Here is a 15,411-nt window from a genome sequence, read left to right on the forward strand (position 1 = left end):
ACCGGTCAGAAGCCGCCATTGAAGCTCCGTGAGATCTGGGCGATTCGGACGAGGCTCCAGATGTCGTCCAACGCTCGCGAGTTGGCGCTGTTCAACTTGGCAATCGACAGCAAGCTTCGGGCGTGCGATCTGACGCGACTGCAAGTGCAGGACGTCTTCATCGGAGGTCATGTCCTAGCTCGCGCGACTTTCATGCAGCAAAAGACGCATAGACCAGTGCAGTTTGAGATCACGGAGCAGACTCGTTAAAGTGTCTCTGCCTGGATATCAACGCGGGGATTGAAGCCTGCCGATTATTTGTTTCCGAGTCGGCTGCATGCTTCGGCACATGTATCGACGCGCCAGTATGCGCGCATCGTTCATCGTTGGATCGCGTCGATCGGACTCGATGACAGTGCTTATGGTACGCACACCATGCGTCGCACGAAAGCGTCGTTGATCTATCGACGCACCAAGAATCTGCGCGCTGTCCAATTGCTTTTGGGCCACACAAAAATTGAGAGCACCGTGCGATACCTCGGGATCGAAGTGGACGATGCGCTCGAGATGGCTGAACAGACGGAGGTTCGATAGCCGGCCGGCGAGCGTGCGCTTGTCGGCCACAACCTGCCGTTCAGCGAGCGGGGAATTCCGCCGTTTGATCGGCCGAAGTACTCCAAAACGTGACGGGCGAGCTATGCGCGAAATTCAGCCGACGACCTTCGGCAACCTCAGCCCGCGTGTCCGCCCCAACTCTTCGACAAAGACCTGGACGTCCTTGGCGACGCCTAGGTGGTCGCGGCCCGGTCCTTAGTCGCAGCCATCGATCCAAAGCGCCCGCTGTTGAAGTCGTCCGCTGCTTCGCGAATTTCGTCGGTCGTGTTCATCACGAAGGGACCATACGCAACAACGGGTTCGTCGATGGGATCGCCGCTCAGCAACAGCACGGTTGCATCGCTGACGGCATCGAGCCGGACGTCCGTGCCTTCCTGCCCGAGCAGAACTAGTTGTGCGTCGCTGACGACGCGCTCATCTCCATTGACCCGCACCTGGCCGCGCAGCACGACCAGCGCGAGCGTCCTGCCCTCTGGCAGCGTCAGCGTTACACCACGTCCTGCGTTGAGCCGCATATCCCAGACGTCCATCGGCGTGAAGGTGCGTGCGGGCCCCGCGTTGCCCACGTAGTTACCCGCGATCACACGCAAGTGTCCAGCGCCTTCAGGCAACTCGACCGACGGGATCTGGTTAGCCAGGACGCTTTGATAGCCTGGTGACGTCATCTTGTCCTTCGCGGGCAGATTGACCCAAAGCTGGACCATCTCGAGCGTCCCGCCGGTTTTTGCGAAAGCGGGCGAATGAAACTCTTCGTGCAGGATGCCCGCGCCGGCGGTCATCCATTGCACGTCGCCGGGGCCGATTTGGCCGCCGCCGCCGGTCGAATCGAGGTGCTCGAGTTCGCCCTGATACACGATGGTCACCGTTTCGAAGCCGCGGTGCGGATGCTGTCCAACGCCCTGGCGGCGCGCTGTCGGCGCGAAGTGTTTCGGGCCCGCGTAGTCGAGCATCAGAAAAGGGCTCAGATGGCGGCCCATCGTCTGATGCGAAAACAGCGTGCGCACCGGAAAGCCGTCGCCGACCCAATGCGAGTTGGGGTTGCTGTAACTGCCAAGAATCTTTTTCATCGTCGAATGTTCCTGTCGATAGGAGGCCGGTGGCCTCGTTTGCATGGATACAAAGTAGTGGCTGGACGATGACGGCGGTAGAGGCGGCGGGCGACCTTCTGTGTCTCACCGGTGGAACGATGGCACGATGGAAAGGGTTCGATGCAAGGTCAAAAGCGGGTCTGCAGCCCGATGCGGGCCAGCGATTGTGATCGGTTGCTGGCCGCCGCGCCGGGTTGTAGCAGGCCGTTGATCCATGCCTGGGTCGTCTGGGCGTCACCGCTCGCGCGCTGGTAGACAGCCTCGACGTACGCCATCGTCCGTTTCGAGAAGCGATATTGAACGGCCGTGGTGATTTGGTGCGCACGATTGTTGTCGAGCACCTCGTTGCCCTTCATGTATTGGTAGTCCAGTCCTGCTGACCAGGGACCGGAGACCGTCCAGTACGCCCCCGCCTTGTAGACGTCGATCTTTGCGCCGCTCGCCGTATTCTTCGTGTTCGTGTAAAGCAGCATGGCGAGCACACTGCCGAGCCGGTAGTGCATACCCGCACCGATATTGCGGATGCCGTCGTGCCCGTCGCCGACTTCAGGATACTTGGCCTCGACGTACGCGACTCCGACGCCAAACGGGCCGCTATCGTAATTCATCCCCGCGCTGACGGTCGAGTTGGCGGAGAATGAACCCGCAACGCCGCCAAAGCCATACAGCACGCCAAAGCTGAATCCCGCGAAGGACGGGCTGCGATACTTGACGGCGTTTGCCACACGGGTGGCGCCGGCGAGGCGGTCGAAATCGAATGAGCCAGTCGGATTATTCGGGACGCCCAGGGCGCTGAACGGTCCCTGGCGAAAATCATAGAGGCCGCCGAACAGAAACGCGCCGTCAAAAGAAGCCGAGCGTCAACGTATCGAACATGAAGTCGTACTGGTTGCCGAACGTGACGGTGCCAAGCCGCTCATCGGCCAGACCGACATAGGCCGTGCGATTGAATATCTGGTTCGCGCCTGGAATGGTTGCGCCATTGCCAAGGTCGAATTGCGAAGTCAGGTTGAAGATTGCCTTCGTTCCGCCGCCGAGCGCCTCGCTTCCGCTGAACGTCAATGTGTTCGGCGCGAAGATCCCGCTGTCGAACAGCGTCACCGCTCCGCCGTGCTGGTTGTTCACGTAGGTCACGCCGCCGTCGATCATTCCCTGCAAGGAGACGTTGCTCTGGGCGTACGAATGGGTGTGGAAGCACGCCGCGATCAAGCAGCCTGCGAGGCCGATCGACGAGATCTGTCTCTTCATGGTGAACGCCATCTTGTCTCTTCGTGCCCATGCTCATCGCATGACCCGGTGTTCCGGGCTCTGTCGGACATCGGGGGTGCGCGCGGCCCGCATCAGCGACCGGCCGCGCGGGTCGCGCATCAGCTCTTGTCGTACGCGAACTGGATGCCGGCCGTGCCGCCCGTTTGGATGAACAGGTCGATGAACGCCGGGACGGTTTCGCTGCGCGCCCAGTCGCGTTGGAGTTCGCAGAACATCTGGGCGACGCTGATCAATTTGCCGCCCGCCTGCTCGATACGGCGCAACGCGGCTTCGTGCGCAGCGACGGACGTGCCGCCGACAGCATCGACGACCACATAGACCTCGTAGCCCTCTGCCAGCGCGTCCAGCGCGGGAAACGTCAGGCAGGCTTCCGTCCAGAGCGCGGTCATGATCAGCTTCTTGCGGCCGGTAGCCTCGACGGCCTTCCGGAATTCAACGTCTTCCCACGAGTTGATGCTGGTGCGATCGTAAGTCGGATACTCGCCGAGCGCCGCGCGCAGTTGCGGGATGGGCGGCTTGTTTAGACCCGTCTTCACATTGACCGTGGAATGGACGATCGGGAGCTTGTATGCAGTTGCAGCTCTTGATGCACCGACGATGTTGTTGATCAGTAGTTGGCGGTCCATCGACGCAATGGAGTTCACCTGGACCGGCTGGTAGTCGATGACGATGAATGCCGCATTCTGCGGTGTCAGAAGATGGTCTTTCGCGGGGTCACGAATGGGTTCGCTTGCCATGTTTGCCTCCGGTGAGTGAAAGGGGTCCAGGGATCGACGCGCGATGCTTCGGATCAGGATGCCCAACAATGCTATGCGGCGTGCGTCCTGCCCTCTAGTATTGAAATTCGCCGACTGTGTTCTACGAGCGGAACAATGGTGATTACGCGCCGCCGGCAACGCTCTAGAATGCAGGCATTGTTCTGTCGAAGGAACAGCCATGGACGACCTGAACGACCTCTACTATTTCGTGAAAGTCGTCGACAATCACGGCTTCACACAGGCGGGGCGGGCGCTCAATATGCCCAAGTCGAAGCTGAGCCGACGCATCGCCGAGCTCGAGGCGAGATATGGCGTTCGTCTGCTGAACCGGTCGACGCGGCATTTCTCGATGACTGAGACGGGGCGGGAGTTCTACGAACGTTGTGTCGCGGTGCTCGTGGAAGCCGACGCCGCCCGCGAAGTGGTGGAACGCAGGATCTCCGAGCCCCAGGGCGTTGTACGCATGAGTTGCCCGACCACGCTACTCGCGTATCGCATCGGCAATTTGGTCGCCGACTTCATGACGCAATACCCGAAGGTGCAGATCCTCCTTGACGCAACGAATCGTCGGGTCGACGTGTTGGGCGAGGGGCTCGACCTCGCGCTGCGAGTTCGCTTCCCGCCACTCGAAGATAGCGGCCTCGTGATGCGTGTGCTGTCGGGCAGTCCGCAGCGTTTGGTGGCGTCGCCGGCGTTTGTGAAGCGGCACGGGCAGGTGGCACATCCCGCCGATCTCGCGGGCATGCCGAGCGTCGATTGGGGGCCGCAGCGCGATCATACGTGGGCGCTCGTCGCCCCGGACGGTATGGAGGCACGGGTGAGCCACAAGCCGCGCTATATCACCGACGACATGACGGTGCTTCGACAGGCGGCCATGAAAGGCGTGGGCGTCGCGCAGCTGCCGGACATGGTCGTCGAGGATGCGCTCACAGAGGGCACGCTCGTGGATGTGATACCGGGCTGGCGACCCAAAGGGGGACTGGTCCATGCCGTCTTTCCGTCACGCCGCGGCCTGTTGCCCGCCGTGCGTCTGCTGATCGACTATCTCGCCGAACACATTCAGAAAGACGAGTGACGCCTTGTCGTGGAAACGCGGGATGCGACGCGTATTCCGATCGTTCCTCCGATAGAACACTGTGTACGGCTTGGCGATCTACCGCGGCAGCCGTCTAGTTTTCTAATCTTCCTTTATCGAGCTTCGCGGGACGGCGACTGCCGGGACGCGCCGACGACGTTCATACAGTCTGCTAACGCGTCGCAGGCCCCAGCGTGGCTTTGCCTTGGTGGTGTCCAAGTAACGAGGGCAGTGCCGCTTTTGACGATACTGATCCGCGCTGCGAAGTAACGGTGTCAATCGCAATATATCCTTGGAGACGGAAGATGACACAGACGTTCATGTTCAACAGGAAAGGCGATAATCGGGTTATGCAGTTGCGCTGGCTCAACTCGACAATTATGACAGCGGCCGCGCTGATGGCGGGTGCCATACCCACGCCGTCCGCCGTGGCCCAAGGCGCTGGAGACTGGCCGATGGCCGGCCAGAATCCGTCCAATACGCGTAGCGCGCAGGGCGAAAGCACCATTGGGTTAGACAGTGTGGCGAAGCTCGCGCCGCGCTGGTCGGTCGAAACGGATGGGAACGTTTCCGCGACGCCGACCGTGGTCGATGGGGTTGTCTACGTGCCGGACTTCGGTGGCTCGCTGTGGGCCGTCGATGCCGCGAGCGGACAAGTGAAGTGGCACAGGAAGGTGAGCGACTACAGCGGGATTCCCAATGACGCATCGCGCACCAGCCCCGCATACTGGAAGGGCATGCTCGTGATTGGCCAAGGCACGCAGCTCGCCAACAATCCGACGGGCGCTTACCTGTTAGGCATCAAGGCAGAAGACGGTTCGCCGTTGTGGCGCACTCAGGTGGACACGGATCCCAGCGCCATCATTACAAGTTCGCCCGTCATCGACGACGGGGTGATCTATGAGGGGGTAGCGTCGCGGGCCGAGGCGCTCAAGGACAAGCCCACGTATCGCGGTAGCGTCGTGGCGCTTGACGCGACCACGGGCAAGCTGCTGTGGAAAACATACATGGTGCCCAAAGGCTATACGGGCGGTTCGGTCTGGGGCAACACACCCGTTGTTGATCATCAGACGGGCCTGTTGTACGTCACGACCGGCAACAATTTCACGGTGCCGGAGGGCGTTTGCCGCTATCCGGGGCAAAGCGATTGCAAACCGGACGTATCGACCAATCACATCGACAGCTTCGTTGCCCTCAATCTGAAGACTGGCAAGATCGCGTGGGCGACGCGCACGCTCGCCGCCGACATGTCGACGAACTTTGACCACGAGGATGGTCCGGACTACGACTTTGGCTCAGGGCCCAATCTCTACACGACGACCGTCGGCGGCAAAAAGCGCACGCTTCTTGGCGCTGGCGCAAAGAGCGGCGTTTATTGGGCGCTTGATCCAAAGACGGGCAAGGTCGTGTGGCATACCCAGGTCGGTCCCGGCAGTCTGTTGGGCGGCATGCTTTGGGGCACGGCCGCCGACGGTAAGCGCATTTACGTCTCTATCGGTAATCTGAATCACGAATCCATTCCGGTCGATTCGCCTCCGGGCAAGATTGCGACCAAGGGCGGCGCGTGGGCAGCGGTTGACGCCGCAACTGGCAAGGTGCTCTGGCGCACCGCCGATCCGCAGGACATGATGGACACCGTGGCGATGTCCGAAGCCAACGGCGTGGTGTATGCGGGTTCGCTCGCCGGTAGCGGCGCGAACATGTATGCGCTCGATGCCGCGACGGGCGAAATCAAATGGAGCTTCGAGAGTGGCGGCGCGGTCGTGTCCGGAGCGTCGATCGTCGACGGCACGGTCTACTGGGGCTCCGGCTATCACACCAAGGTGCTTGGGCTGCCGTATGCGGGTGATAACCACAAGCTGTATGCGTTCTCGGTAGCGAAGCAGTAGGCGGGGGTGGCGGATGTCTCGGCGGCATCCGCGTGAAACGATCTCAAGTGCTCGGAGAGTACCAGCGCGGTATCTGCGATGCGGGCTCTGGCACTTGCGTCGTGTCATGCTCGGCGTCGCGTCGATGCACATTTGGCGCCGGCCCCCGCATAAGCCGATGGCCGTTGAAGTTTCCCAGCATGTGCGTCACGGATCACGCACGCGGTGGAGGGCGAGTCCGTCCGGGGACGGGGTTTGTTGCGCATGGGCGAGGGCACAAACGCTCGCATATGCAAGGCCCCTCCCACCAGCGATCGGCATCACGAAGAGCCGAAACGACGGCACTATAGGGCCGTAAAACAACTCTCTGTTGCGGATGGCCGGAACGGCAATGGGTCGTCGAGACCGTTACACCGCTCCCAGGAGCCGACATTCGGACCCGCTGCATCGCGAATGAGCGGAATGCGGCGTGTTGCAGCCTCGCGGCGATTGAAGAGCGAACGTCGGCTATGGCCGAGGACCCGCTGGCAAGCTTAGTCGCTGCATAACCGCTGTACTGCCGGTACGCGACGATGAGGCCGGGCTGCGATGAGCGGCGGTAACGGGTCGGCTATGGAAGTCGGGAGACGGCTCGGCACCGCTCGATCATCGGCGAGGTTCGAACTACCGGCGTCGGCCACTTGCAGCCAAACGCTGGCGCGCTCGGGTGGACGTTCGAACGTCGGCTGCGCGTCCTATTACCGCCGTTGCGGCTGCGCAGCGGGCGGCATGTACGTCGCGCGCAGCCGCTACGGCGCTCGCGATGTACATCCAACGGCACTATGTTGAACGCCACTAAGCCGAACGCGAACCTCAGCCCAAACAACAACGTCGCCCCCGTCTACAACTGCAAGGTAATCAACGCGGCAAACGCCGCGAACGCCGCAAACGCCGCAAACGCCGCAAACGCCGCAAACGCCGCGCGAGCCAATGCAAATTCTGAAGCACCTCTGCCCGCTGCCAAAAAGTAAGTTTCGCTGACTGCGCGACTTGAGTCGCACGCGCAAAACGGATGTTACCGGTCCTTGTCACCCCACCACGCTAGCGTGACATCTCGTCAGCTGCTTTCCTCATCGTCGGTGAAGCCTAGTTCTGTCTTCTAAAGCGGATACGCTGCCAGCAACGTGTGACAGGAGGTCAAATGGCGCCCTGTCCCACGGCCCTCGACGCGCTCAGTGGCCGAACGCATCATCGACCGAATTTCGCTTCGTGGCGCCTGGGTTATCCGGATGTCACCGACCAAAAGGACTTATAAGCGAATCCCCCGCTGGATTCGCGTGGGGTCTTTCCCTCCGCGGACCTTCGAAACAATGATGGCCTTCGTGACGATGGTGGCCATGGCGATCGCGGACACCCTCGTGCTCTCCACATACAACGGCAATCTCAACAATCCTTTGGAATGGCTCTCCTTGCTTCGAATCACTAGAATCGCTAAGCAGAGCCCGGTGTCCTGTTCGCGGGTCCACCCGATAAAGGTTTGGCACCCAAGTCGCGGGGGCGGAGCTAACAATTACTTCTCCCGAGAGCGCTACAGCGAGACCATGGAGAGACACTCCGATGGGTCCTTGCGCTGCGTCGCCAAGATCGCTAAGGACAGTACGCATGCCAGTTGCGGGATCGACACGCAAAAGTAAAATCTGACCGTTATATTCTCCTGCTGTATTGACAAGGATCTGTCCAGAAGACTCAACGGCAAGGCCGGTTGCAAACTCCAAGCCGACTGTATCGATGCCTTGCGCCCGATTGGTAAAGTCGCTCACAAGCCGGCGAACGCCCGTTTTTTGATCGATCCGATAAAGCGCCGCTCCGTGGCCTTTCGTAAAAGTGAACTCCGTGCCAGCAACTATCGCCCCGGAGCGATCGAGGGTTAGGTCGGTCACGTAACAACAAGGAGTTAGAAGCGGCCCCTGCGCCGGATTAGCGAAGTCGCTGACAAGAACGCGGGTGTCGGTTCGGGTGTCGACACGAACAACGTATTGCTGCGACTCCAAGCGTAGTTGCAAATTTGCTAAGACTTGCTCGTCGACATTAACTGCCGCCCCGTAGGAAAGGTCCCCGTGAATTGAACCCTGAGTGAAGTCACTCACGAGGGTACGCTGTCCGTTGCGAGGATCTACCCCGAAGATGCCCGAGTACGCATCCGTCACGAAGATCGTCCGTCGCCCGACGGCAACACCGGTGAGGCCGAAAGTCGTCACGCTTTTTGGTCCCTGGGAGGCATCGCTAAAATCGCTGACTACGGTACGCGCACCGTTCTCTGCGTCTACTTTGAAGAGCTTGTTGGCGTACTGGTCGACGACCAGAACGTCGCCCTCTTTGAGCACCGCTGAATGGACGAGCCCCCCACACAGCAAGGACATTCCTAATGCCCAAAGACCGTTGAGAAAGAACCGACGAAGCGCAAGCAGACGCTGTATGGATCGACCCGACCGGGCAGCGAAAAAATTTGGCGGCTTAACCCGGCAAATTGAGATCCCCATCACAGTGCTCCTCTTAAGGCTGTTCCGCTTCGCGTGAAGTCCTACGCTTCTCGTTTTCTGCTTGCGCAATGAGACAGCGTACTCTTCAATGTACATTGGATGAGCGTGCTTCGCACTACATATCAGGTAGGGCTCATGCGCCGCGATTTTGCACGATCGAACGATCTCTGCCGGACTTGAGGAACTCGGAATGGTGCACGACCGTTTCAGCCGTTTTGCAGCGGCCCGCTGCTTACAGCGTTTCTTCGATGCGTCCTCGGCACAAGCGCTTGCGCCGTCTCGGCAAGCGACCTCCTGCGCAGGACCTTTACCCTAGGGCAGCAGGTTTATTGAAGGCGCGGGAACGCTGCAAGCGACTGTCGACACCCTAGAGGTGCGCCAGTCCTAGCCACGAGCCGGAAGAGATACCGCCACCATTGTCCTTGAACGAGCGCGCCAGTAAGTCCGGCCTACCGTAGTGGCTGCCGCTTCACCGATGAGAACGTGCTGAAGATGCTGGATCGCTTCGTCGATGTTTCGGCCGCTGCCGTAGCTCAGGAGTGCTTTGCATCTGGCACGCAAAATTCCTATTTCTCTCAGGTTTGCGTTTTCGTTTGGCGCTTACCGAACTGATTCAGCCAAAAGAATACATCTACCGCACCAGAAATCTACGGACGTTGACGGGTTTTCATTCTCACTATTGCCAAGGGGACGAAAATCTCACCGACCGCGTGCAGCGCTCGGCTAGCCTCTGTACGTCATGCTCGGTCCCCAATTGAGCGTATGCTGCTAGCGTTACCGCACTGACACGGTCGTTGAAAAAGGAAGTGTGACCACCTAGCATTCGAACTTACCGGCGATGCAAGCGGTTCTGCCCGAGCGGGTATTGCCCAGACGTCGTGCTTCTGCTAACTCGGCTGCTTCGCGCACCAGGGGAGGCCGTCATGCGTTCCTTATCGATGCACCCGCTTCGCAAGACGCCGGGGCCAGAGAGCGGCACACACGTGCTGCATTATCGAGTGAAACGCAGGCCGTTGGCCGCGGTCATGCTTCTCATCTTCACCGTGCCTGCCTTAGGTGCAGGTCCGCTCCCTAGCGGCGGAAAATTCGTCGGGGGCGCAGGCTCGATGACGACCAATGGCACGATTCTCGCCATTAAACAGACTACGCCGACGGCCGTCATCGACTGGAACAGCTTCTCGATTGGTAGGGCGCATGCGGTGTCCATCGACAACCCGAATGGCGCGACGCTAAACCGCGTGATTGGGCCGGGCGTCGCCACCATAGACGGAAAACTCACCGGCATTGGCGACGTGTATCTCATCGATCCGCACGGGGTCGTCGTTGGGCGCACCGGCGTTGTGACCACAGGTGGCCGCTTCGTGGCATCGACGCTTAATATCACGAACGATGACTTCATGCGGTATTTCCCCCAGGTGTCGCTAACGGGAAAATCAGACGGAAAGATTGTCAACCTCGGGAAGATTGAGTCGAGCGGCAGTGACGTCTTTCTCATCGCAAGTAACAAGGTGGTGAACTCGGGGGAACTGCGCGCGGACAAGGGTCTCGCGCAACTGGCGGTCGGAGAGAACGTGCTCATTCCGCTTTACGAGCGGCTCGGTTACGCCGCGTACATTCAGATCGGTAGCGGCGGGACCGCGCTGAACGCGGGCGTCATGCGCGGCGCGCAAATCGCGATCGAAGCCGTCGATGGCAATGTGTTTGCGCTTGCAGGGCGCAACAGGGAACTGCGTGCAACTGGCACCGTGGAGCGTGACGGCCACGTGTGGCTGGTCGCGCAGAACGGGCGGGTTCACGCGGACGGCGCAACGATCATCGCTGACAAGGGTGCGGGGCCGCAGAGCGAAGTGACCGTCACCGCCGACCGCCTGAGCATGGGCGATGCGACGGTGCGCGCAGATTCTATGAGCATCACCATTCCGGAGTTGACCATCGACGCCGCGCTGGGGCGAACGTTCTCGCACAGTCTGTCTTCCGGTACATCGGTGAGCGTGGATACGGTGTACCCGCCAGCGCGCACGGGCGACATTGTCGTGGGCGGCGATGTGCGGTGGACAGGCGCGGCGCAGCTCTACTTCCGCACTCGGCATTCGGTGACGATAGCTCCGGGGGTAACTGTTGCCAACGCAGGTAGCGGGACGTTCACCGTTGCCGCTGACGACTCTGCAGCCAATAACGGCGGAAGTATATTGAACTACGGTGTGATCGAATGGTGCCGTAGCACTGGTCTCGTTGAGATGTACTACGACCGCAACGGGGCATATGTCCCGGGCGTGCAGCGCACCAATGCCGCGTGGCGGCCGGCACAGCTGAGCGGGAAGAAGACCCAGATCACCGGCTATATGCAGATCAACGATTCCGCCGACTTCAGTGCGATCTACGACAACCTCGCCGGCAATTATCGCGTCAACCCTTCTGCTTCCAAGCTCTATAACGGTACGACACTGCCATCACCCATCGGCAGTGCGGAGCACCCTTTCACCGGGCAGTTCGACGGAGGCGGTAGTGTCCTTTCTGTAAGCGTTGACGCGCGAAATACGACTTCCCGCTCCGTTACCGGTATGTTTGGCGTCGTCGGCGAGGGGGCGGTGGTCCGTAATTTCGGCCTGGCTAATGGTTCGGTGACGGCGAACGAAGGCGCGCTCGGGATGATAGCGGGGCGCAACGACGGGTTGATATTGGACGTTGACACCTACGGGACGGTGAGCGGAGGCACCACCGCTACGGGCGGCGTGGTGGGTATCAATCGCGGTGTGATGGCTAAGACAGACAGCTCGTTCACGACGGTGACAGGAGGAGCGGCGACCGGCGGAACCGTAGGCATCAACGAAGGAATCGTTATTCGTGCTGCGGCTGGAGGCGGCGCGGCGAGCGAGCACGGCCCGGCCGGCGGCGTCGCAGGCGAGAACCGCGGTCACATCGAGCAGTCTTACTACGGCGACCAACTCGCGGCGCCGACTGTCAACGCAGGCGGGGCTGTCGGCGGGCTGATCGGCTCGAACTCGGGTTCGATTTCGCAGTCGGTCACTAACGCTCGGACCACCACGACCCGCAGCGGCGCTCCGCTTGGGGGCGTCGCGGGAGTCAACGTCGCCCAGATCGCACCAGACGTCTTCTGGGCTAAAGAGGTGGGGAACGCAACGAGCGGTGTTGGTCAGGGCACCATGATTCCCGCGACGAGTGGCTTGACCAATGCAGGTCTCGGCAACTCGGCGAGCTACGGGCCCACATGGGACTTCAGCTCAAACGGCCCCTGGGAGCCACCAGAACAGTATGGGCTCCCCAGGCTCAAATACTAGACGGCGACGGACGCCCTGGCATAGCCGCTAAGGCGCGCGCTAATTGCTCGGGCGTCGCATCATCTAACTTCCTATTAGCGACGCGGTAGAACGAAAGGAGGCAGCCGCCATCAGCGACTCGGCGATTCTATAGTCGCCATGCGAGGCAAGCGAGACTTGCTAAATCCAGAAGATCGACGTCGGCGAGCATCTCGGCATATTTACGCTGCAGCGGCCGTTGAGCGAGTTGATAGCGCCGATAGCCGCTTCGTTTGCCGGGCGCTTTGCCGCCATGTAGGCGCCATCGCGGAGCTTCACCGACACGGCGAAGAGCCGAGCAAGCCGGATGAAAAGCCGACCGGCTCTGTGGGGTCGCTCGAAGACGTCGAGGGTGGTGAAATCTTTGGAAACGCGGTTGGCCGAAAGCGCAACGTCTCCGGACGAGCGCGCTTAAAACCGGGAAGATGCACCGGCCGCCGCCGCCCCGACGAGGTTTCCGAAGTGGAGTGCCATAAGCGGCCATTTGTGATCTCACCCAATCGGCCAGGAGGCGACGCTCGCCAGGAGATATCAGCGGACGTTCAATTGACCGCTCTTATGTGGCAAGAGCCGTTCCGATTCGTCGTTAGGCTGGCCGCACGCTTCCTTGAAGAGCATGCGGTGCGTATTACTTAGGACTTGACATGTCGCTGGCTCGACTCTCAGCAGACCGCTTGCAATCGCTTCGCGCATGTTTGCAAGACGAGGTCGAGCGGAAGTTTCCACCAGTTGTCGCGCGAAAAAATCTCGACTTGAAGCATATCGTCATGGCCGAATTCTCAGCACTTCGCCGGGAGCCCCTTCAGGGCGATCACGCCGTCTCCCATCATGCCCCCATCGAGCGACAAATCGGTCATCCGAACCATCCAGTCGGAAACATGATAAGCGACAATGCGATTGTCATTGCCGATCGAGGTAAGCGCATCGTCCAACTGAGGGTCCCACCAGCAGTGGTACACGTTGACCGCGACACCGAAGAAAGCATCGTTATGCGGAGCGGAGCTCGCGCGCGCTGGGGTGCGCCTGATCAATTGTTTTGACCGCCGATTTGACGCCATCGTCGCGGTGAACCGTCATGCAGTGCACGGCGACATCACTCTCGAATCCGTCTTGCGCACAGGTCTTACCCCTCCTTATTCATTGCGGCGCTGAAGGGCGCCGCTGTTTTGGTTCCGTTCGCGCTGCCGGGCAGTTTTCCGGCGTGCGACGTAGATAGCACGTATAGTGTTTCTACATGCCGCTCAGGTGTGCAAAGGGAGCGAGCATGGAAAACCAGTCGTGTGTGCCCTATCGCGGGTATACCATCGACGTGCGCGTCGTTGCTAGCCAATCGCCGTCCCTTGACGGCCAGCAGGTCCGGTACGCTGTCTCTTGGACGATTGCTTCATTCGACTCGGGCGCTTCGCCTGTCATTAGTCTTCCCGAGCAGCTCTACTTCCTTACTCTCGATAACGGATTCAGATATGCGGAACGGCAAGCAAAGCGGTTTATCGACGGGTGTGCCAACGATGGAAGTGCCGGTGCAGCGCCAGTCTGAATAACCTCTTCGAAGTTCGCCAATTCTCGGTCGCTGAGAAATCGAAATGTCTCCTTGTCACGGTTTCTCCCCACCGCTTCGCTGTCCGAATGTCTAATTATCGGCATAGTCGGGCCGGAAAGCCGCCATGCACGTGCTCGCGAGTCGTTTTCGCTCATATGTGCCTATTTACCAGTCATTCGACGTCGACAGAGCAGCGGGCTTCTTAAACTGTCTTTTCGTGGCCCAGAAAGTGCGCACAATGAATACCTCGTTGTGTTTCGCTACCGATGGAATTCGCCATGTCGCGCTTGATTAAGGTTGGAAATCATGAGTACCACGTCGTGGTACACCCGCTGGTTGCTGGCGGCTTCGCCTTCACCGTTGTCGACATAGACCTGACAGGACCCAAAATCACCGAGGCTCGCCACGACAGCGCAGTTACGTTCCCTACCGAAGAAGACGCGTACAGCCGCGGTTCAGCCTACGCACGTCGGCGCGCTCGGCTCTATAGACGTTGACTTGTCGCAGCAGCGGTGCGGCGCAAACCAGTGAACCTCCCGGGTAAGTGCTTCAGCAGTTCGCATGGCTATATTCGCATGGCTATAAAGGACGTTCCTTCATGACTGCACCACCTCAACTACCTGTGCTGCGCTTGGATGGAGATATCTTCTTCAAGCAGCGAATTGTCAACAAGACGTTTCGAATTCAAGTCACACACGAGTGCTTGATCGACATTTTTGGTTCGGATGGCTCAGTAGAAGGGGACAACAAAGCGTTGCACGTCAATCACCAAAGTATCGTTTCGATCGCAACCCGGAAGGTGATGACAGGCACCATTCCGCCGGTTAAATTCCTTCGTGACGACTTCAGGACGTTCTCTACGGTCGGCGGCGATAGGGGCCATCGACCGAGGTAGGCGTTGCCCTTTTGAAGAGCTTCGCGTTCTGTCTAGCGACAGCGTCGCGGTTCGGTGCGAGTGGCATTGTCGCGGGCGACCGTTCAAGCCTCGGAAGCAGCCGTTCAAATGGCTACGGTCCAGCGGCTGCAACGGGTCCGGGAGCGTGCGCTGACGACCGGCCGTTTTGGCGAAGCCAAATTCCACCGGCCGCTTTCCGGCGATGATTTAGAGGGCGGGGCTGACGCAACGCGACCCATATCGGTCAGTCGCTAGCTATCGGCCGGTGGCGGTTCTCAAAGCCTTGCAGTCTTTGAAGCGCGTTCGACCTGTAGCGTGCGCGATCGGTGATATCGCCCAACTGTGATGGAAAAAAGCATGCGATCCATCAAATGCCGCGCTCGGCTACCTTCGGATTGCTGTAGCTTTTCCGGGCGATAGCGCAGAGCGTCAATGACGAGTCTCAAGGCGGGCGAAATCTGCTTCCGGCTGGCGTAGTAAAGGTGATA

At 60.0% G+C, this 15,411-nt stretch carries 8 protein-coding genes and 3 pseudogenes; 5 read left to right on the forward strand and 6 right to left on the reverse strand.

Annotation, left to right across the window (positions count from 1 at the left end):
• Positions 1 to 573: pseudogene (locus tag NCR39_RS29310) on the forward strand (tyrosine-type recombinase/integrase); the annotation flags it as partial.
• A 194-nt stretch (positions 574 to 767) separates the two neighbouring features.
• On the opposite strand, the gene NCR39_RS29315 reads toward NCR39_RS29310, so the two are convergent.
• From NCR39_RS29315 to NCR39_RS29325, 3 genes and pseudogenes are all read right to left on the reverse strand, one after another.
• Positions 768 to 1,661: a pirin family protein gene (locus tag NCR39_RS29315; RefSeq protein ID WP_250456293.1), complete on the reverse strand. Its 894-nt coding sequence runs from the start codon at positions 1,659 to 1,661 to the stop codon at positions 768 to 770.
• Between the two features lie 149 nt (positions 1,662 to 1,810).
• Positions 1,811 to 2,930 (reverse strand): annotated as a pseudogene (locus tag NCR39_RS29320) (porin).
• Positions 2,931 to 3,049: 119 nt separating this feature from the next.
• On the reverse strand, positions 3,050 to 3,688 hold the full coding sequence (locus NCR39_RS29325) for a hydrolase (RefSeq protein WP_250456294.1): 639 nt from the start codon (positions 3,686 to 3,688) through the stop codon (positions 3,050 to 3,052).
• 199 nt (positions 3,689 to 3,887) lie between these two features.
• Here NCR39_RS29325 and NCR39_RS29330 point away from each other — a divergent pair, with 199 nt between their 5' ends.
• Both NCR39_RS29330 and NCR39_RS29335 read left to right on the forward strand, forming a co-directional pair.
• Positions 3,888 to 4,784, forward strand: coding sequence for a LysR substrate-binding domain-containing protein (locus tag NCR39_RS29330; protein WP_250456295.1), 897 nt, complete (start codon positions 3,888 to 3,890; stop codon positions 4,782 to 4,784).
• Between the two features lie 305 nt (positions 4,785 to 5,089).
• On the forward strand, positions 5,090 to 6,673 hold the full coding sequence (locus NCR39_RS29335) for an outer membrane protein assembly factor BamB family protein (RefSeq protein WP_250456296.1): 1,584 nt from the start codon (positions 5,090 to 5,092) through the stop codon (positions 6,671 to 6,673).
• Positions 6,674 to 7,923: 1,250 nt separating this feature from the next.
• Here the strand turns inward: NCR39_RS29335 and NCR39_RS29340 are convergent.
• Positions 7,924 to 9,171: an NHL repeat-containing protein gene (locus NCR39_RS29340; protein WP_250456297.1), complete on the reverse strand. Its 1,248-nt coding sequence runs from the start codon at positions 9,169 to 9,171 to the stop codon at positions 7,924 to 7,926.
• Positions 9,172 to 10,094: 923 nt separating this feature from the next.
• On the opposite strand from NCR39_RS29340, the gene NCR39_RS29345 reads away from it, so the two are divergent.
• The gene (locus NCR39_RS29345; protein ID WP_250456298.1) at positions 10,095 to 12,470 is read left to right on the forward strand and encodes a filamentous hemagglutinin N-terminal domain-containing protein; all 2,376 of its coding nucleotides are present in this window, start codon (positions 10,095 to 10,097) and stop codon (positions 12,468 to 12,470) included.
• Positions 12,471 to 13,267: 797 nt separating this feature from the next.
• On the opposite strand, the gene NCR39_RS29350 is transcribed toward NCR39_RS29345, so the two are convergent.
• Positions 13,268 to 13,420, reverse strand: coding sequence for a hypothetical protein (locus NCR39_RS29350; protein WP_250456299.1), 153 nt, complete (start codon positions 13,418 to 13,420; stop codon positions 13,268 to 13,270).
• Positions 13,421 to 14,626: 1,206 nt separating this feature from the next.
• On the opposite strand from NCR39_RS29350, the gene NCR39_RS29355 reads away from it, so the two are divergent.
• Positions 14,627 to 14,923, forward strand: a complete 297-nt coding sequence (locus tag NCR39_RS29355; RefSeq protein WP_250456300.1) for a hypothetical protein — start codon at positions 14,627 to 14,629, stop codon at positions 14,921 to 14,923.
• 275 nt (positions 14,924 to 15,198) lie between these two features.
• Here the strand turns inward: NCR39_RS29355 and NCR39_RS29360 are convergent.
• Positions 15,199 to 15,411 (reverse strand): annotated as a pseudogene (locus NCR39_RS29360) (hypothetical protein); the annotation flags it as partial.

The sequence above is a fragment of the Caballeronia sp. ATUFL_M2_KS44 genome (assembly GCF_023630965.1).
In the GTDB taxonomy this organism is placed as follows: domain Bacteria; phylum Pseudomonadota; class Gammaproteobacteria; order Burkholderiales; family Burkholderiaceae; genus Caballeronia; species Caballeronia concitans.